At 66.5% G+C, this 17,469-nt stretch carries 17 protein-coding genes and 1 riboswitch; of the genes, 3 read left to right on the forward strand and 14 right to left on the reverse strand.

Going from position 1 to position 17,469, the window contains the following annotated elements; translation table 11 throughout:
- Window positions 1–8: 8 nt before the first annotated feature.
- Genes cobS through cbiE form a run of 6 tightly spaced genes read right to left on the reverse strand, consistent with a single transcriptional unit; the run spans window position 9 to window position 5,271 of the window.
- On the reverse strand, window positions 9–776 hold the full coding sequence (gene cobS / locus AC04SH_RS10670; RefSeq protein ID WP_488574981.1) for an adenosylcobinamide-GDP ribazoletransferase: 768 nt from the start codon (window positions 774–776) through the stop codon (window positions 9–11).
- Window positions 773–2,086 (reverse strand): cobyrinic acid a,c-diamide synthase CobB, encoded by a 1,314-nt coding sequence (locus tag AC04SH_RS10675; protein WP_488574982.1) that lies wholly within the window; start codon window positions 2,084–2,086, stop codon window positions 773–775. The genes cobS and AC04SH_RS10675 overlap by 4 nt, the downstream gene beginning before the upstream one ends.
- Window positions 2,083–2,895 (reverse strand): uroporphyrinogen-III C-methyltransferase, encoded by an 813-nt coding sequence (gene cobA / locus AC04SH_RS10680; protein WP_488574983.1) that lies wholly within the window; start codon window positions 2,893–2,895, stop codon window positions 2,083–2,085. Before cobA ends, AC04SH_RS10675 begins: the two co-directional genes overlap by 4 nt.
- Window positions 2,892–3,656 carry a precorrin-4 C(11)-methyltransferase gene (gene cobM, locus AC04SH_RS10685; RefSeq protein WP_488574984.1) on the reverse strand — a complete coding sequence of 255 codons (765 nt, stop codon included), beginning with the start codon at window positions 3,654–3,656 and terminating at the stop codon, window positions 2,892–2,894. Before cobM ends, cobA begins: the two co-directional genes overlap by 4 nt.
- Window positions 3,653–4,039: a cobalamin biosynthesis protein gene (locus AC04SH_RS10690; protein ID WP_488574985.1), complete on the reverse strand. Its 387-nt coding sequence runs from the start codon at window positions 4,037–4,039 to the stop codon at window positions 3,653–3,655. Before AC04SH_RS10690 ends, cobM begins: the two co-directional genes overlap by 4 nt.
- On the reverse strand, window positions 4,036–5,271 hold the full coding sequence (gene cbiE, locus AC04SH_RS10695) for a precorrin-6y C5,15-methyltransferase (decarboxylating) subunit CbiE (protein WP_488574986.1): 1,236 nt from the start codon (window positions 5,269–5,271) through the stop codon (window positions 4,036–4,038). Before cbiE ends, AC04SH_RS10690 begins: the two co-directional genes overlap by 4 nt.
- A gap of 1 nt (window position 5,272) precedes the next feature.
- Between cbiE and AC04SH_RS10700 the strand changes: the two genes are divergently transcribed.
- Window positions 5,273–6,040 (forward strand): cobalt-precorrin-6A reductase, encoded by a 768-nt coding sequence (locus AC04SH_RS10700; protein WP_488574987.1) that lies wholly within the window; start codon window positions 5,273–5,275, stop codon window positions 6,038–6,040.
- On the opposite strand, the gene AC04SH_RS10705 is transcribed toward AC04SH_RS10700, so the two are convergent.
- From AC04SH_RS10705 to AC04SH_RS10740, 8 genes are all read right to left on the reverse strand, one after another.
- On the reverse strand, window positions 6,004–6,768 hold the full coding sequence (locus tag AC04SH_RS10705) for a precorrin-3B C(17)-methyltransferase (RefSeq protein WP_477231425.1): 765 nt from the start codon (window positions 6,766–6,768) through the stop codon (window positions 6,004–6,006). The two genes, AC04SH_RS10700 and AC04SH_RS10705, sit on opposite strands and share 37 nt — an antisense overlap.
- Complete coding sequence (locus AC04SH_RS10710; RefSeq protein ID WP_488574988.1) at window positions 6,765–7,529, reverse strand: precorrin-2 C(20)-methyltransferase; 765 nt, start codon at window positions 7,527–7,529, stop codon at window positions 6,765–6,767. The genes AC04SH_RS10705 and AC04SH_RS10710 overlap by 4 nt, the downstream gene beginning before the upstream one ends.
- Entirely contained in the window at window positions 7,526–8,158 is a 633-nt protein-coding gene (locus AC04SH_RS10715; RefSeq protein WP_488574989.1) for a precorrin-8X methylmutase, read from the reverse strand. Before AC04SH_RS10715 ends, AC04SH_RS10710 begins: the two co-directional genes overlap by 4 nt.
- Window positions 8,159–8,160: 2 nt before the next feature.
- Complete coding sequence (cobG, locus tag AC04SH_RS10720; RefSeq protein WP_488574990.1) at window positions 8,161–9,654, reverse strand: precorrin-3B synthase; 1,494 nt, start codon at window positions 9,652–9,654, stop codon at window positions 8,161–8,163.
- Window positions 9,651–13,238, reverse strand: a complete 3,588-nt coding sequence (gene cobN, locus AC04SH_RS10725; protein ID WP_488574991.1) for a cobaltochelatase subunit CobN — start codon at window positions 13,236–13,238, stop codon at window positions 9,651–9,653. The genes cobG and cobN overlap by 4 nt, the downstream gene beginning before the upstream one ends.
- Window positions 13,239–13,257: 19 nt before the next feature.
- Window positions 13,258–14,295, reverse strand: coding sequence for a cobalamin biosynthesis protein CobW (cobW, locus tag AC04SH_RS10730; protein WP_488574992.1), 1,038 nt, complete (start codon window positions 14,293–14,295; stop codon window positions 13,258–13,260).
- Window positions 14,292–14,726: a DUF1636 family protein gene (locus tag AC04SH_RS10735; RefSeq protein ID WP_488574993.1), complete on the reverse strand. Its 435-nt coding sequence runs from the start codon at window positions 14,724–14,726 to the stop codon at window positions 14,292–14,294. The genes cobW and AC04SH_RS10735 overlap by 4 nt, the downstream gene beginning before the upstream one ends.
- Window positions 14,727–14,765: 39 nt before the next feature.
- Window positions 14,766–14,969: riboswitch (cobalamin riboswitch) on the reverse strand.
- A 29-nt stretch (window positions 14,970–14,998) separates the two neighbouring features.
- On the reverse strand, window positions 14,999–16,201 hold the full coding sequence (locus AC04SH_RS10740; RefSeq protein WP_488574994.1) for a winged helix-turn-helix domain-containing protein: 1,203 nt from the start codon (window positions 16,199–16,201) through the stop codon (window positions 14,999–15,001).
- A 329-nt stretch (window positions 16,202–16,530) separates the two neighbouring features.
- On the opposite strand from AC04SH_RS10740, the gene AC04SH_RS10745 reads away from it, so the two are divergent.
- Window positions 16,531–16,896, forward strand: a complete 366-nt coding sequence (locus tag AC04SH_RS10745; RefSeq protein ID WP_112565102.1) for an NADH-quinone oxidoreductase subunit A — start codon at window positions 16,531–16,533, stop codon at window positions 16,894–16,896.
- Window positions 16,887–17,468 carry a NuoB/complex I 20 kDa subunit family protein gene (locus AC04SH_RS10750; protein ID WP_023670824.1) on the forward strand — a complete coding sequence of 194 codons (582 nt, stop codon included), beginning with the start codon at window positions 16,887–16,889 and terminating at the stop codon, window positions 17,466–17,468. The genes AC04SH_RS10745 and AC04SH_RS10750 overlap by 10 nt, the downstream gene beginning before the upstream one ends.
- Window position 17,469: the final 1 nt, after the last annotated feature.

Genomic DNA, 17,469 nt, shown 5'->3' on the forward strand with positions numbered 1-17,469 from the left:
GAAGTGATTCAGGTGAGGGAAACGGAAGCGACCAGCAGCACTATGATCTCGCCGAGCTGTTGCAGGGCGCCGATCGTGTCGCCGGTCTGGCCGCCAATCTGGTTGAGGCAGAGCGCGCGCAGGGCGCTGAACAGAAGCGCCAGCAGGACCAGCGCGGCAAACGCACCTCCCAGCCCCAGCGCCAGCAGTGCTGCGGCGCCGAGGACTGCGCCGAGAACAGCCGTTTGCGCCGACACGGTGCCAGCGCCTGCGGACAGACCGTCGCTGCGCGCCGGCGGCGACAGGTGCATGAAGGCGCCGAGCAGGCCGCGCGAAGCGGCATGGGCGGCGATCAGGGCGAAGAGAACGCTTGTCGGATTGGCGAGTTGCGACAGCGCGCTCCAGCGGATGAGCAGCGACAGGCCAAGCGCCGAAGCGCCATAGGCGCCGATTCGGCTGTCGCGCATGATCTCCAGTTTTTTATCGCGCGTCTTGCCGCCGCCAAAGCCATCGGCGACATCCGACAGCCCGTCCTCATGCAGGCAGCCGGTGGCGAGCAGCGTTGCGGCAAGGACAAGGGCGGCCGCCGGACCGGCGGCAAGACCGAGCTTTACACCGATGGCGTAGACGACGGCGCCAACCACGGCCACGGCGAGGCCGGCGATGGGTGCAGCCCAGATCGCATCGGCCAGGCTGCGGCCGCGAAACTCGAAGACCGGCAGCGGCAACCGGGTGAAGAAGACGAGGCAGAGCGCGATGTCGTCAAGCGCCTGCCGGGGCGAGGGAACGGCGGTCATGCGCCCCTCGCAATGGCATGGAAGAAGGTGCCGCTGACATGGCCGCGCCGGTAGCCGGAGGCGCCAAGCGGATTGCCCTGGCCGTCGGCGAGATCGGCCAGCGGCTCGTCATTGCCGGTCGCAATCATCTGCGCATAATGGAATTCGTGGCCGCGGATCAGCGCGCCCTGCGCGCCCAGCGGACACGCGGCGCGCAGCCGCGCTTCGCGGTAGCCGAGGTCCATCTTGCGCTTGGCGAAGCTGGTGGAATGGCCGAGCAGGCCGAGCATGGCGTGCGTGTCGCCGGCAGCATCCTCCAACGCTTCGCCCAGCACCATGAAGCCGCCGCACTCACCATGGACGGGTTTTGCCCCGGCGAAACGCGCCATGCCGGCGCGGAAATTCGTTGCCGCAGCAAGGCGGCCAGCGTGAAGCTCGGGATAGCCGCCGGGCAACCAGCAGACATCGCAATCCTGCGCCGGTGCTTCGTCGGCGAGCGGCGAGAACGGCACGATCTCCGCACCGGCCTTGCGCCAATAGGCTGCGACATGCGGATAGAGGAAGGTGAAGGCTGCGTCTTCGGCGAGCGCGATGCGCTGGCCGGGCGGCGGCAAGGCATTTTCGAAACTGCCCGGCGCCGGCGAAAAGGGTGCTGCCAGCGCCATGATGGCGTCGAGGTCGAGGGATTTCTCGACCATATCTGCCAAGCGGTCGAGATGCGCCATCAGGTCGGCATATTCGCCGGCCTGGACGAGGCCGAGATGGCGCTCCGGCAGGTTGAGCGAGGGATCGCGCAAGATAGCGCCGACGACCGGCAGGCCGAGCGCTTCGATGGCCTCGCTGCACAGCTTGCGGTGACGCTCGCTGCCGAGACGGTTGAGCACGACGCCGGCCATGCGCACATCCGGGTCATAGGTGGCAAAACCCTTGGCGACGGCGGCCGCCGTGGTCGATTGGCCGGAGACATCGAGCACCAAAAGCACCGGCAGGTGGTAGAGCCGCGCCAGATCGGCGGCCGAGCCGGTGCGGCCTTGCCCGGCAGGGATGCCGTCGAACAGGCCCATGGCGCTTTCGAGGAAGATGAAGTCGGCATCCTCGGTGGCGTTGCCGGCCAGCGCGTTGAGCAGGTCGGGCGACATCGCCCAGCTATCGAGATTGACGCCGGACAGGCCGGTCGCTGCCGTGTGAAAGCCGGGATCGATATAGTCGGGGCCGGATTTGGCGCCGCGCACCTTGATGCCGCGCCGGGCAAGCGCGCGCAAGATGCCGATGGTGACGCTGGTCTTGCCGGAGCCGGAGCGCGGTGCGCCGATGATGATGGCGCGGGTCATGCGTCGCCTGCCAGTGCCGCGCGCATGGCGACAATACCGCCGACGACAATCAATGCCGGTGAGGCGAGCCCGGCCGCTGCCGCGGCCTCGGCGATGGTGGCGAGCGTGGCAACGACGGTGCGCTCCTGCGGCGTCGTCGCCGAAACGATGACCGCCGCCGGCGTCGATGGCGCCAGCCCGCCTTCGAGCAGGGACGCGGCGATGATGGGCAGATTGGCCATGCCCATATAGATGACCACCGGCTGGCCGGTGCGGGCGATCGCTGCCCAGTCGAGATCGTCATCGGTGCCGGCGGCGTGGCCGGTTGCCAGGATCACCGCCTTGTTGATGCCACGCATGGTGGCCGGGATACCGGTGGCGGCCAACGCGCTGAGGCCAGATGTCAGGCCGGGCAGGACACGGAACGGGATATCTTCCCGCGCCAGCGCCAGTGCCTCTTCGCCGCCACGGCCGAAAATGTAGGGGTCGCCGCCCTTCAGCCGGACCACGCGGCGGCCGTCGCGCGCCAGCCGAACCAGCAAAGCGGTGATGTCACCCTGCTTCATCGATGGCTTGCCGCCGCGTTTTCCCGCAAAGAACAGCTCGGCCTTGTCCGCGACGGCGACAACATCGGGGGAGACGAGCGCGTCGTAGACCAGCGCATCGGCATCGGCCAAAGCCGCCAGCACTTCCAGCGTCAGGCAGCCTGGATCGCCAGGGCCGGCGCCGGCCAGCCAGACATGGCCCGGCTCAAGCGCGTGCGGCTTGAAGTTCAGCCGCGCAAGCGCCTGTTCGAGCGTGGCGTTTTCGCTTTTGGTCTTGCCGCTCACAATCCGTCCCGTCCGCGAAAACGCCGCTGGTAGTGGGCGTCGTACAATGAACTCTCGCCAAAACCTTCCGCCGCCAGCGAAGAGCCGACGAAGATGATCGCCGTGCGCTCTATCGGATCGGCGGCGAGTAGCGCCTCGATGGTCGCCAACGTGCCCGTCAGCACGCGCTCGTCCGGCCAGGAGGCGCGAAAGACGATCGCCACCGGGCAATCGCCGCCATAGTGCGGCGTCAATTCGGCGACGACGCGGTCGATGGCGTGGATGGCGAGATGAATGGCCAGCGTAGCGCCGGTGCGGCCGAAGCCGGCCAGCGTTTCGCCCGGCGGCATTTTGGAGGCACGGCCGGAGACCCGGGTCAGCACCAGGCTTTGCGCCACTTCGGGAATGGTCAGTTCGCGACGAAGGGCTGCGGCAGCGGCGGCGAAGGAGGGAACGCCCGGTGTCAGCGTGTAAGGGATACCGTGCTTTTCCAGCCGGCGGATTTGCTCGGCCACCGCGCTCCACACCGAGAGATCGCCGGAATGCAGGCGGGCGACGTCATAGCCTGCCTGGTGGGCAGCCACATACTCAGCCTCGATCTCGTCGAGCGACATCGGCGCGGTGTCGATCAGTTTCGTGCCTGGCGCGCAGTGCTGCAGCAATTCAGGCGCCACGATCGAGCCGGCATGCAGGCAGACCGGGCAGCTTGCGAGCAGCTTCGCGCCGCGCAGCGTGATGAGGTCGGCGGCACCGGGACCGGCGCCGATGAAATGGACGGTCATGGCGCATCTCCGCTGATGGCGATGGCGCAGGTGACCGAGCCGAGCACGGTGCGGGGACCGAGCAATCTTGCACCGGCGCCGGCGACGGCAAGGGCGGATGCTTCGGAGACCGATGGCGTGCCGGCGAGGTCTTGCGAAAGGCCGGAGTGGCTGAGTGTGTCTGGTGACGCGGCCTGAAGTTCTGCCTCATCGACGATGATAACGGGAAGGTTCAGCGCGCGGCCGGCGGCAGCGATCGCTTCCTCATCCTTCTTGAGCGTGGCGGTCGCCAGTGCCGAAATCGCCGTCATCGCCAGCCCGTGCGCTTCGAGCGCGGTTTCGATTGCCGCCAGCACGTCTTCGACGCTCACGCCCTTCCGGCTGCCGATGCCCGCGACCATCATGGTTTTGCCCAGCTCCATTGGGTGACCGGCATGGCCGGTCGCCAGGCCTGCATCAAGCCGACGGGGGACACACGGGAAATGGCGATGCGGGTGAGGTCGCCGCCGCGCTTCGTGTGTGAGGCAAGCAGCAGCGTTTCCATCTCCAGCGTAACGGCATTGGCGACCAGACGGCCGCCGGATGGCAGTGCCTTAATGGCGGCGTTCAACACGCCTGCATCGCTGCCCCCACCGCCGATGAAGATCGCATCCGGCGTGGCCAGGCCGTTGAGCGCCTTGGGTGCCTTGCCTTCTACCACGACAAGGCCAGGCACGCCGCAATGCGTGGCGTTGCGGGTAATGCGGGCCGCGCGGTCGCTGTTGGCCTCGATGGCGATGGCGCGCATCGAGGGGTGAGCGAGCATCCATTCGATACCGATCGAGCCGGAGCCGGCGCCGATGTCCCACAGCAATTCGCCACGCCTCGGCGCCAGTGCGGCAAGCGTGATGGCGCGGATATCGTGCTTGGTGATCTGGCCGTCATGGTCGAACAGATGATCGGCGCGGCCAACGGTCAGGGGCAGGATACGCGCTTCCGGTGTCGATTCAAGTTCGAGCGCCAGCACGTTCAGCGGATTGATATCCTTGAGATCGAAAGCGTCGGCTCGAGCGGAACGCTGTTTGTCGTTCGGTCCGCCCAGCGCTTCCAGGACCGTCAGCCGCGAAGCGCCGAAATCGAGCTCTGTGAGCAGGCGCGCGATCGCCGCCGGAGCATCGGCGTCCGATGTCAGCGCCAGGATGCGCGCATTCGGCTGCAGCAACGGCCGGATCAGGTCGAGCGGCCTCCCATGCAGCGAGATGGTCTCGATATCCTGCAGCGCCCAGCCAAGCTTCGCGGCGGCCAGCGAAATGGCCGAGGGTGCAGGGATGACATGCATCTCCTGTGGCTCGACCTTGCGGGCAAGAGTAGCGCCGACACCATGGAAGAACGGGTCGCCGGAGGCGAGCACGCAGACGCGCCGGCCGGCCAGCGCCAGCACATCGGCCATGCCGGCATCGAAGGGAATCGGCCAGGCGCGCGCTTCGCCTTTTGCCAGGGACGCGACCAGCGCCAGATGCCGCTTGCCGCCGAAGACGATTTCCGCTTCGGCGATCAGCCGCTTGGCCTCGTCGCCGAGACCCGCTAAACCGTCCTCGCCGATGCCGATCACCGTCAGCCATTTCGGTCTGGCGCCGCGCTTACCTTCAGCAGGCATGATGACCCACCGCGTTCTGATCCTCGGCGGCACCAGCGAAGCCCGGCAACTGGCGGGAAAGCTGGCCGCGCGCGCCGATCTGTCCGTCACCCTGTCGCTCGCCGGCCGCACCGAAAGCCCGGTCGCGCAAGGTGTGCCGGTGCGCCGCGGCGGCTTTGGCGGCGCCGATGGGCTGGCCGCCTATCTCAGGGAGACGGGCACTGACCTGCTGATCGATGCCACGCACCCCTATGCCGCGCGAATCTCTGCCAATGCCGCGCAAGCCGCGCGCCTGACCGGCGTGCCGATCATTGCTTTGCGCCGTCCCGGCTGGGAGCCACGCGAAGGCGACCGCTGGACGCTGGTGGATACGGTGGGCGATGCCGTGCAAGCGCTTGGACCGGCTCCGCGCCGCGCCTTCCTCGCGCTCGGCCGGCAAGAGGTCGCAGCTTTCGAGGCCGCGCCCCAGCACCATTATCTCATCCGCAGCGTCGACCCGGTCGAGCCGAAACTGGCGGTGCCGGATGCGGCTTACCTGCTGGCGCGCGGGCCGTTCCGCGAAGCGGACGAACGCGCGCTGCTCCTGGAGAATCACATCGATATCGTCGTGTCCAAGAACAGCGGCGGCGAGGCGACTTACGGCAAGATCGCGGCGGCGCGGGCGCTCGGCATCGAGGTGGTCATGGTGCGCAGGCCCGCCCTGCCGGACGTGCCCTCCGCCAAAACCGTCGATGAGCTTGCCGCGCTGGTTGGTCATTTGCTCGACCCTGTCGCGGTGCGCGGCGTATAGACCAGCGCCGGCTTGTCGCCGCGCTTGATGATCCTTGTTTCCGGCGAGCCGATGATGATGCAGGTCGCCATGTCGGCCTTTTCGGCGTCGACATCGGCCAGCAGAAACAGCTCGATGCGCTCGTCCGGGCGGCCGGCGGCGCGGCCGAAAATCACCGGCGTGGTGCCGGGCAGGATGGCGGTCAGGCATTCGAAGGCGCGGCCGAGCTGCCAGGGGCGCGCCTTGCTGATCGGATTGTAGAGCGCAATGACGAAGCCGGCGCCGGCCGCCGCCAAAAGACGCAGTTCGATCAGATCCCATGGCTTCAGATTGTCGGACAACGAGATGGCGCAGAAATCATGACCGAGCGGCGCGCCGATGCGGGCGGCGACGGCCAGCATGGCGGTGACGCCGGGCACGACGGCGACATCGACGGTGCGCCATTCAGCGGGACCGGCCTCGATCGCCTCGCAGACGGCCGCCGCCATGGCAAACACGCCGGGATCGCCGCCGGAGACGACGGCAACATCATGGCCCTCGGCGGCCTTGACCAGCGCGTCCTTGGAGCGAGCGAGTTCCTCGCGATTGTCGGAGGCGACGCGGGTCTGGTCAGGGCGCAAGTCGAGCCGATCGAGGTAAGGCTTGTAGCCATAGAAGAATTTTGCTTCCGCCACGGCGCGGCTGGCTTCCGGCGTAACCTGATCGGCATTGCCGGGTCCGAGGCCAATAACGGTGAGACGGCCGCTCATGGCTTGGCACCCATTCCCATAGCACCAGGCCGGCCGGACCAGCCGGCGACCAGCACAATGGCGAAGTAGGGCGCCTTGTCGTCCGGCTTGTCGGCGAGCCGCATCGAGACGCTGCCGGCCATGGTGCCGCGCTCGACATAGACAGCGCGGGTCAATTTGCCTGTCGCCTCCAGCGCCCGCCTGATCTTGGGCAGGTTGCGGCCGACCTTCATGATCACGGCGGCGTCGGTGTCGGCCAGCCGGCGAGTGAGTTCGAACTCGCTCATCGTTCCGGGCAAAACCGTCAGCACATCGTCGCCCTGGACGATCGGCACACCGGTCTGCGACCAGCATCCGGACATCGCGGTAACGCCGGGGATGACTTCGGTCGGGAAGCGGTGGGCAAGCCGCACATGCAGGTGCATGTAGGAGCCGTAGAACAGCGGATCGCCTTCGGAGAGCACGGCGACCATGCGGCCGGCCTCGAGGTGTTCGGCAACCTTCTCGGCCGACTCCTCGTAGAAGCCCGTAATCTGCGAGCGGTAGTCGTCGTCGTCCTTGTCGATCTCGGTGGTGACGGGGTAGAGCAGCGGCAGTTCGAGCATGTCCGGGCGGAAGCGCGCCTCGACGATGGCGCGCGCATTGCTGTTGTTGCCGCGCTTGGCGAAATAGGCGACGACATCGGCTTCGGCCAGGACGTGGGCGGCTTTCAGCGTCAGCAGTTCGGGATCGCCGGGACCGGTGCCGACGCCGACAAGCCTGCCTTTGGGAAGCGCGTTCACAGGCCGGGCCTCGCCAGCGAATTGAGGGCGGCAGCGGTCATCGCGCTGCCGCCAAGCCTGCCGCGCACGATGGCATAAGGCACGCCATAAGAATTCTCGGCCAGCGCATCCTTGGATTCGGCCGCACCGACGAAGCCAACCGGCATGCCGATGATTGCCGCCGGTTTCGGTGCACCATCGCGCAGTTTTTCCAGCAGATAGAACAGCGCCGTCGGCGCGTTGCCGATGGCCACAACCGAACCGGCCATGCGTTCGCCCCACAGGTCGATCGCAGCGGCCGAACGAGTGTTCCCGATGTCTTTGGCAATGTCGTGCGTGCGCGGGTCGCGCAGCGTGCAGATCACCTCGTTGCCGGCGGGCAGCCGGGCGCGGGTGACGCCATGCGAGACCATTTCCGCATCGCAGAAGATCGGTGCGCCGGCAGCGAGGGCGGTGCGGGCGGCCGCGACGAAGTCGGGTGAGAAAACAAAATGACTTGATGCCTCGACCTGGCCGCAGGCATGGATCATGCGGATGGCGACTTCGGCCTCGGCTTCGGAAAAGCGCGACAGGTTGGCCTCGGCGCGGATGATGGCGAAGGAGCGCTCGTAGATCGCGTTGCCGTCATGGATGTAGTCGTAGGCGGCCATGCTCATTTCCGTTGTTTGGTTTGGGCCTGTCGGTAAGTCCCGGCGACTGCCGCCGGCCCCAGCCTTGTGAGGCAAGCGGCGGCGGTTTCGCCTGGATATCGTGCGCTACGGATCGCTGCCGCGACGTGACTGATGCCGCGCGCGGCGTCATAGCCCGGCCTGTAGCCCGCAGGAAGGGCCTTTGCCGTCGCGTTCACGACAAGTCCGGCTCCGTTTTCGCCGCCGACCAATGTTAGCGCCGCCGGGCCGGGGTGTGCACAGCCCTTGGCACAACCGGAAATGTGCAGGGTGAAGTCGAGGATATCGGCGTTTTCGGCGGCGATGGTTTCGGCGATGTCGCGCGTGGCGATCTGGCCGGAGGCGCAGGCCGGCGCGCCGGGGCAGGCGGCAATGCGGATGCGCGGGTCGGTGGCGGAGGTGACGAAGCCGAGGGCGGTGGCTGTGTGCTGGAGGGGGTCGTTGGCGGCAGCCGGCTGGCCGAGGAAGAGGAGCGCACGGCCTGGGGCGAGGCGGATTTCGGTGGCGCCGAGGGTGATGGCGCTTTGGGTGAGGGCGATGAGCTTGTTGGCCGGCATGCTGCCATAGGGGAGGGCTATGCCGAGGGCGTGGCCGGTCGATAAGGAGAAAAGACCGATGGGTCGGCGATCCTGCACACCCCCCTCTGTCCTGCCGGACATCTCCCCCTCAAGGGGGGAGATTGACGCGTCGCCGCTGGCTTCGCCAATCGCAAACGCCGCATCAGTTTCGAACAAATGGGGAGCGCCGACGGCAGAGCTGCTGATCTCCCCCCTTGAGGGGGAGATGGCCGGCAGGCCAGAGGGGGGTGTGACGGAGTGCCAAGCTGCGAGAGATATCAGCTGCCTTTCGGACAAATCTCTCGCATGGGCGTCACGCCCTTTCTCGGCAACCATCCTGAGCACCGCAACGGCGATGTCCCGCGCCGCATCTTCATCGACCGTTGCAAGCGGCCTTGCGCTTTGGCTGTCACCGGCAACCGACACAGCCCACAGCACGCCAGCGCCGGCCGACACCGCCTTCAGCCTGACATCGGCCGTCACCCCATCCATCGTCAGCTGCCCGCCACCATCGACAACCACCGAAACCTTCGGCCCAAGCCGTTGCGTCAGCCCGGCATCCTCAACCGCCACCCTGATCCGCTCAGCCAGCGGTCTCGGATCAGTGATCTCCTGCGGATCGATACCCGCCAGCGGCCCGGTCTCGATCGGGACGCCGGTGCGCACCACAATGCCCAGCGCGTCCACCTCCGCCGCCAGCAGGGCTGCGCTTTCCGCCGTCAGCCCGCGGATCTGCAGGCTGCCGCGCGCCGTCACCTCCATGATGCCGTTGCCGTGCCGCAGGGCGGATTCGCAGAGTCCGATCAGAAGTTTCGGCGATAATCCTCCAGCAACGGGGTTGAGCCTGACCAGCAGGCCGTCGCCAGTCTGCATCGGCGCTGACAGGGCCGGGCAGGCGCCGCGCCTTGAAAAGGCGTTCATGCCGCGACCCCGAGCGCCTCGGCCTCGGCAATCAGCGCGGCGAGATCGTCGTCGATCGAGTTGCGCAAGGGATGCCAGAGGCCGCGCCGGCGCGCCGACAGGAAGCGTTCGGCGATCACTTTGGCGGCAGCGGGGTTTTCGCGCAGGATGAAGGCGCGCACGTCGGGATCACCGACATAAGCGTCATGCACGGCCTCGATCAGCGCGCCCGAAATGGCGTGGGTGGTTTCCGCAAAGCCGATGAGGCGGTCGACCGTCTCGGCGAATTCGGAAGCGCCGCGCGGGCCGTGGCGCATCTGGCCCGATATAAACCGCGCGTTGACCGCTCGTGCTCGCACCACCCGCGATACGGCTTCGCTCACCGAACGCGGCTTTGGTTTTTGCGGATCCGTCGTGTCGAGCACGATGACGTCGGCGTTTCGGCCCAGCGCGGCCAGGGCCGCCGAAAAGCCGCCGATGAAGGCGACATCGGCGGAGCCTTCGAGAATGTCGCGGCCGGGGTCGTCGCCGGTGTGGACGAGAAGATCGGCCTCGGCGATGCGGGTTTCGAAAGCGCCGGGGGAGGCGATGCCGTCGCCCTCGGCGCCGCCATAGGCATGCGATGTGGCATTGAGATAGGCGCGGCCGATCTCTTCGCGCACGCCCCAATCACCACTCGACAACAGGTCCTCGATGCCGGCGCCATAGGTGCCGGGCGAGGTGCCGAAGATGCGCGGGCTGATCTTGCCGTCGGTGCGGGTTTTGGCGGCGAGCGGATTTTCCGAATCGTCCTCGTCGCGCGCGGCAACGGCGTTGGCGGCGGCATCGATCAGCGCGATCTGGGTCGGGAACATGTCGCGGAACAGGCCCGATATACGCCAGGTGACATCGACGCGCGGGCGGCCGAGGATGGCCGGTGGCAGCACTTCGATGCCGGTGATGCGGCCGGTAGCCGTGTCCCATTGCGGCCGGCAGCCCATCAGCGCCAGGCCTTGCGCGATCTCCTCGCCGCCGGTGCGCAGCGAGGCCGAACCCCAGAGATCGATGACCAGCGAGCGCGGCCAGTCGCCATGCGACTGCATATAGCCTCGCACCACCTCTTCCGCCGCCACCTTGCCAAGATCGTAGGCGGTCGGCGTCGGCATGGTGCGCGGGTCGGAGGTGAAGAGGTTGCGGCCGGTGGGCAGCACATCGGAGCGGCCACGCGCCGGCGCACCTGCCGGACCGGCCTTGACGTGGCGGCCGTCGAGCGCTGTGAGCAGCGCTGTCTTTTCGGCAGCAGCGCTTTGCAGCCGCATGGCATCAGCTTCGTCCTCGGGGGCGCGGCCGTAGATGTGCAGGCCGTCCTTGATGGCGACATCCTTGAGGTCGCAAAGCCAGGCATCGATACGGCGCAGCGCTTCATCGGGCGCGTCGGTTTTGGCGACGCCGGCTTCGGAGGCAAGGCCGGTCTTTCGCGCGGTGTCGACGATCAGTTTTGCCAGGCGGTCGCGGCGGCGGCGGTCGAGACCGTCGGCCTGGGCGTATTCGTCGACCAGCCGCTCAAGTTTGTGCTGTTCCTCGTCAAGGCCGGCGCCGGCCAGCGGCGGCGGCAGATGGCCAAGCGTGACGGCGGCAATGCGCCGCTTGGCTTGTGCTGCCTCACCCGGGTTAGAGACGATGAAGGGGTAGATGACGGGCAATCCACCGGTGACGATCTCGGGAAAGCAGGCTTGCGACAGCGCGACTGTCTTGCCGGGTAGCCATTCCAGCGTGCCATGGGCGCCGACGTGGATCAGCGCATGGATACCGAGCGACTTGCGCAGCCACAGGCCGAAGGCGATGAGGTCGTGGCGGGGAGGGAGCGTCGGGTCGTGGTAATCGGCGCGGCGGTCGGCCGAGCGGCCGCGATCGGGGGCCAGTGCCACGATGATGTTGCCGAAGGTGGCGGCGCGGAAGGGGAAGCCGCTCTTACCCTCCCCCTTATCGGAAGGGTGGCCCGCAGGGCCGGGTGGGGGTGGTGCGCCGCTACCCCCACCCCGTTTCGCGCCATCCGCTTCGCGCATGTCGCGAACCGACCCTCCCCACAAGGGGGAGGGTGAAGGAGCGCCCCATGCCGCCTCGACCGCAGTCAGTGCCTCAGCCGGCAGGGCCTTCGAGAAACCCAGATAGTCGTCCAGCCCCAACCCATCGCCACCCCGCTCCAGCGCATCAAGCAGCGCGCGCGGCGTTTGTGGAATCCCTTCAACCGCATAGCCCTGCTCCTTCAGGTCATGCAGCATCGCCAGCACGCTGGACGGGACGTCGAGGCCAACCGCATAGCCGGTGCGGCCGGGGGCGCTCGGATAGTCGGGAATCAATATCGCCAGCTTGCGCGCCGCGCGAGCCGTCTCCTGTAGGCGAATAAACGCCGCTACCCTATCCGTCACCTGCGCCACGCGGTCCGGTTCCGGCCGGTTGGCGAAGGCGCGATGGCCGAGTGCGGGGTCGGTTTCGCTTTCGCCCTTGAAGGAGATCGCGCCGGCAAGGATGCGGCCGTCGAGTTCAGGCAGCACGACATGCATGGCGAGGTCGGCGGGTGCGAGCCCGCGCTGGTTGTTTTCCCAGACGTCGCGGCGGGTGGTGGCGACGATGACCTGGAAGACGGGCACGCCGGCGCGATCGAACAGGGTTTCGACGCCGGGTTCAGCGCCGGAAGCGAAGGCGGTCGCGGTGATGATGGCGGCGGGGTTCAGCGTGGCCAGCGCGGTTTCGACGAAGGCGAGGGAGGTGGCGTCTTTCAGGCTGGAGACGAAGATCGGGACCGGCGCGATGCAGCGCTGGCGAAGTGCTTCGACGAGTGCGTCGATAGGCGCCACGTCTGCGGCGAGCAGCATCGAACGGTAGAAGAGGATGGGCACGACCTTTCCCTCCCCCTCGAGGGGAGGGTGGCCCGAAGGGCCGGGTGGGGTCGGTACGACTGGATGCGGCGTTTCTTTGAGCCGCCGCGCTTCAGAAAGTCGGCGCACTTCACCGGCGACCCCACCCCCGGCCTGCGGCCGGACCCTCCCCTCGAGGGGGAGGGGGATGACGCCGCGGCCTGGCTCGTAGTAGCCGGCTTTCGGCACCGCGACCGGCTCAGCCGCCACCACATTGGACCCAGCCAGCCCCGCCAGCCGCTGCATCAGCGCTGTCATATTCTCTGGGCCGCCTTCGCGGAAATAACCAAGCAAGGCGTCCAATTCCGCGCGCGGCAGTGTCGAGGCTTCGATCAGCCTGAGATCCTCGTCGTGGCTTTCGCCCGGCAGCAGCGCGAGCTTTATGCCGCGTTCGCGGGCAGTGGCGGCGAGTTGGTCGCAGCCATAGCGCCACCAGTCATAGCCGCCGAGGATGCGAACCAAGATGATCTTGGCGTGGCGGGCGACGCTATCGACCCAGAGGTCGACGGACATGGGATGGCGCAAATCACGCAACGCCGCCAGCCGCATCGAGGGCAGGCGGGCGGCATCAGCCTTCCATGCGGCCGCCAGCCCGGCGAGGTCGCTGTCGGTGAAGGACAGGGCCACGATATCCGCCGGCGTCTGCCTGAGATCAACTGGCTCGGCGAGATCGTCGAGCGAGGCGGAGGTCGTGGTGAGTATGTGCATTGCGGCTCGTGATTTGGGGTCAGCCGGCGAGTATACGCTCGATCGCCGGGCGGTTCAGCCCCTTGAGGCCAATGACGACGAGGCGCGAGCGGCGGTCGTCCTCGACCGTCCAGGCGCGGTCATAGTAATGGTTGACGCGCGGGCCGACCGCCTGCAGCAGAAGCCGCATCGGCTTGCCGCCGACATCGACGAAGCCTTTCACGCGCAGCACATTCTCTTCTTCGGCGACGGTGGCGACGCGCTTTGCCAGTTCATCCGGATTGGCGATCGAGGGGATATCGACGATGAAGGTGTCGAAGTCGTCATGCTCGTGGTCGAAGGCGCCGTCATGGTGCGACTTGCGGTTCTCGATGTCGTCCTCGACGGCAAGGCCGAGTCCGAGCAGCACGGAGGGATCGACCTTGCCATGCGCGGTCGGCACGATTTTTACGGCGCGGGCGGAGTGTTCGCCGATGATGGCGTTGGCGCGGGCCGACCCGGCTGAATCCATCAAATCGCTCTTCGACAGGATGACCAGGTCGGCGCAGGCGATCTGGTCCTCGAACACTTCTTCGACCGGGTCGTCATGGTCCAGCGTCTCGTCCTGGACACGCTGCGCCTGCAGGGCGTCCATGTCGTTGGCGACGCGGCCTTCGGCCAGCGCCGGACCGTCGACCACGGCGATGACGCCATCAACCGTGACACGACTTTTCACGCTCGGCCACTGAAACGCCTGGACCAGCGGCTTGGGCAGAGCGAGGCCGGATGTTTCGATCAGGATATGGTCGACTTTCGGCGTCAGCGCCAGGATCTGGTCAAGCGCCGGCACGAAATCGTCGGCAACGGTGCAGCAGATGCAGCCATTGGCCAGTTCGACGATGTTTTCCTCGGGACAGGTGTCGATGCCACAACCTTTCAGGATTTCGCCGTCAATGCCGATGTCGCCGAACTCGTTGACGATGATGGCAATGCGCTTGCCGCCGGCGTTTTCCAGGAGATGGCGGACCAGCGTCGTCTTGCCGGCGCCGAGGAAGCCGGTGACGACGGTGCAGGGAACACGGGAAACGGAAGCGGTCATATCAAGTCCTTCAGCATGTCGAGGGGCGGGATGCGGGCAACAAGGCCCCGCTTGAGGGAATCGGGCCGGCCGCGCCAGGGGATGAGGCCGTCGGTCGAGGTCGCGAAGAGCTTTGCCCCGGTGACGAGATCGGCGCCGCTGGTCGCGGTCAGGTCGCCGAAGACATAGCTCCAGCAGCCGTCGCGCAGGATGGCGGCGCTGAGGCGGCGCTTGCAGTTGCCGAGGCATTCGACCGTGCGGACACGGACGTTGTCATCGGCTGCGGCGCGGCGCGTGTCGTCGGCCAGCAGTTCGCCGGCGCGGGGGTGAGCGTCCGAGCCGGCCTCGTCGCGGCAGGAGGCGCAGACAATGACGGTCACGCCAGTCAACGCGTCACCATCGGCGGACGAAACATCCGCTGTGCCAGCCGAAAAACTGCTGTTCTGGTCCAAAAACCGGGCTCCTTGCCCGGAAACCCGCCAGGCGATCGGATTCTTCTGTCGCAGACGGCAGGTCTCCTGGCTCGCGGGTCATCGCCTTGGTAGCCGCCTTCCCGGTGTTACCCAGTGGCTTTCGGCCTTGGCTCTTCGCTTACAGTTGCGGGGACAGCCGCGGATTTGAGATCGAAATCCCGCACCGCATTCCCTCTTAGCCCCTGCCGTTGCGGGCAAGGGACCGTCTGCAGCGGATTTAGGCTTTTGCGAGCGGCGGTGTCAACGCACGGCTACGACATGGCGATGTCGGCCAAAGGCTGCCCCAAATCGCCGGCCGGCGTCACTTCGATGCGCTCGAGCTCAAGCCAGCCCTGCATCTGCTTCAATTCCTCGAAGAGTTGTGCAGCAGACTCCGGCGGCGCCCCCGGCTCGGCATAGGCGGCGTGGACGCGCAGCACGCTGGCGGGACGGTCGGCTTTGAGGTCGACGCGCCCCACGATCCGGTCGCCGAGCAGGAATGGCAGCACGTAATAGCCATATTGCCGCTTTTCGGCCGGGGTGTAGATCTCGATGCGGTAGTGGAAATCGAACAGCCGCTCGCTGCGCGAGCGTTCGAAGACGACGGGATCGAACGGCGCCAGCAGCGCGCGCGCCTCGATTTTTCGCGGCAGGCGGGCGTTCTTGTGGAGGTAAGCCGGTTTGTCCCAGCCTTCGACGCGCACCGGCAGCAATTCGCCCAACTCGACGAGTTCCTCCAGCCGTCCCTTCATGTCGGCCGGCGACAGGCGGAAATAGTCGCGCAAATCGCCTGATGTGGCGATGCCGTGGGCGCGGGCGGAAATGCGCAGCAACTCGCGATGCGCGTCCTCGGCGGCCGGCACCGGCAGATCGAGGATCGCCTGAGGCAGCACGCGCTCGGGCAGATCGTAGAAACGCTCGAAGCCGCGGCGGTGCGCTGTGGTGATGCGGCCGGCCCAGAACAGCCATTCGAAGGCATGCTTGGCATGGCTCCAGCCCCACCAGCCGCCCGAGCCCTTCTGGCCTTCGAGCGCCGAAGCGGCAATCGGGCCGCGCTCGGCGACCGCGCGGTAGATCTCTTCGATATAGCCGGCGTGTTCGCGGCCCCATTTGGCGAGGCCGAGATACATTTCGTCGCCCTGCTCGGCGCGCTGCATGCGCCAGCGCATCAGCGGCCAGGTCTCGACCGGCAGGAAAGAGGCCTCATGCGCCCAGTATTCGAACACCGTGCGCTTGCGGGTGAGGGCGGCATTGTCGAGCAAGGCGAGCGGGTAGGGGCCAAGGCGGGAGTAGAGCGGCATATAATGGGCGCGCACCACGGCGCTGACGGAATCGATCTGCAGCAGGCCGGTGCGCGAGAGCACGCGGGCGAGGTGGCGGCGGTCGGGCGTGCCGCCCGGCCGGGGATCGAGAAACCCTTGCGCTGCGAGTGCGATCCGCCTGGCCGTCGCGAGTGAAATTTTGTCCTTCGTCAAAGTGCCTTGCCTCGATCCATTTGCCCGATTTTTAGCCGGTGATTCCGACCATGCTAACAGGCAAATGGCGGGAGACATGTCAGGAGACAAAAGTGGAGTAAAAAGTGAAGGAAATCAAACAGGAGCGGATCGGACCAGTTTTTCCCGACCTGCCGTCCAGCACTGCGTTTTGAACAAGGTTTGACTTGCTTCGCTCAAAGCCCTGCGCTAACCCTCGCCGCGTTGCAGCATAGGCACCTAAAACGGTTCAGCGGTTAATCTGTCACGCTTCCGCATTAGGGTTGGTTGCTGTAATCAACGTGGATTGGCCGCCAACGGAAAGCCGCAGCATGAACGCATTGCTCAGTTCGTACCTGCCCATCGTCCTCTTCATCGCCGTGGCGGCGGTCGTCGGCTTGGCGCTTATCATAGCGCCGTTCCTGGTGGCCTACCGTAGTCCCGACCCGGAAAAGCTTTCCGCTTATGAGTGCGGCTTCAACTCCTTTGATGATGCCCGCATGAAATTCGACATCCGCTTCTACCTGGTGTCGATCCTGTTCATCATCTTCGACCTGGAAGTGGCCTTCCTGTTCCCGTGGGCGGTGTCGTTCTCGAAGATCGGCATGCTCGGTTTCTGGTCGATGATGGTGTTTTTGGCGGTGCTGACTATCGGCTTTGCCTATGAATGGAAAAAAGGAGCGCTGGAATGGGATTGAACGACAGTTCCGGTACGCTCGTCGCGCCGAAGCCCAAGGGCCTGATCGACCCCAATACCGGACGTCCGGTCGGTTCTGACGACCCGTTCTTCCTCGAGATCAACAATGAACTGGCCGACAAGGGATTTCTCGTCACCTCGACCGAGGCGCTGATCACCTGGGCACGCAGCGGCTCGCTGATGTTCATGACCTTCGGTCTGGCCTGCTGCGCCGTCGAGATGATCCACACCTCGATGCCGCGCTATGATTCGGAGCGGTTTGGTGTTGCGCCGCGCGCCTCGCCGCGCCAGTCCGACATCATGATCGTGGCGGGAACGCTGACCAACAAGATGGCCCCGGCGCTGCGCAAGGTCTACGACCAGATGCCGGAGCCGCGCTACGTCATCTCGATGGGCTCCTGCGCCAATGGCGGCGGCTACTACCACTATTCCTATTCGGTGGTGCGCGGCTGCGACCGCATCGTGCCGGTCGACATCTATGTGCCCGGCTGCCCGCCGAGCGCCGAAGCGCTGCTCTACGGCATTCTTCTCTTGCAGAAGAAGATCCGCCGCACCGGCACGATCGAACGGTAAA

The organism is Mesorhizobium sp. CNPSo 4688 (assembly GCF_057784295.1).

What these genes read in the sequence shown, in the direction of transcription:
- cobG (WP_488574990.1), bottom strand. Translation starts at nt 9,654, where the DNA reads ATGAACGCCTTTTCAAGGCGCGGCGCCTGCCCGGCCCTGTCAGCGCCG.
- AC04SH_RS10690 (WP_488574985.1), bottom strand. Translation starts at nt 4,039, where the DNA reads ATGATGGTCGCGGGCATCGGCAGCCGGAAGGGCGTGAGCGTCGAAGAC.
- cobS (WP_488574981.1), bottom strand. Translation starts at nt 776, where the DNA reads ATGACCGCCGTTCCCTCGCCCCGGCAGGCGCTTGACGACATCGCGCTC.
- AC04SH_RS10675 (WP_488574982.1), bottom strand. Translation starts at nt 2,086, where the DNA reads ATGACCCGCGCCATCATCATCGGCGCACCGCGCTCCGGCTCCGGCAAG.
- AC04SH_RS10715 (WP_488574989.1), bottom strand. Translation starts at nt 8,158, where the DNA reads ATGGCCGCCTACGACTACATCCATGACGGCAACGCGATCTACGAGCGC.
- AC04SH_RS10705 (WP_477231425.1), bottom strand. Translation starts at nt 6,768, where the DNA reads ATGAGCGGCCGTCTCACCGTTATTGGCCTCGGACCCGGCAATGCCGAT.
- AC04SH_RS10745 (WP_112565102.1), top strand. Translation starts at nt 16,531, where the DNA reads ATGAACGCATTGCTCAGTTCGTACCTGCCCATCGTCCTCTTCATCGCC.
- cobM (WP_488574984.1), bottom strand. Translation starts at nt 3,656, where the DNA reads ATGACCGTCCATTTCATCGGCGCCGGTCCCGGTGCCGCCGACCTCATC.
- cbiE (WP_488574986.1), bottom strand. Translation starts at nt 5,271, where the DNA reads ATGCCTGCTGAAGGTAAGCGCGGCGCCAGACCGAAATGGCTGACGGTG.
- AC04SH_RS10700 (WP_488574987.1), top strand. Translation starts at nt 5,273, where the DNA reads ATGACCCACCGCGTTCTGATCCTCGGCGGCACCAGCGAAGCCCGGCAA.
- AC04SH_RS10750 (WP_023670824.1), top strand. Translation starts at nt 16,887, where the DNA reads ATGGGATTGAACGACAGTTCCGGTACGCTCGTCGCGCCGAAGCCCAAG.
- cobW (WP_488574992.1), bottom strand. Translation starts at nt 14,295, where the DNA reads ATGACCGCTTCCGTTTCCCGTGTTCCCTGCACCGTCGTCACCGGCTTC.
- cobN (WP_488574991.1), bottom strand. Translation starts at nt 13,238, where the DNA reads ATGCACATACTCACCACGACCTCCGCCTCGCTCGACGATCTCGCCGAG.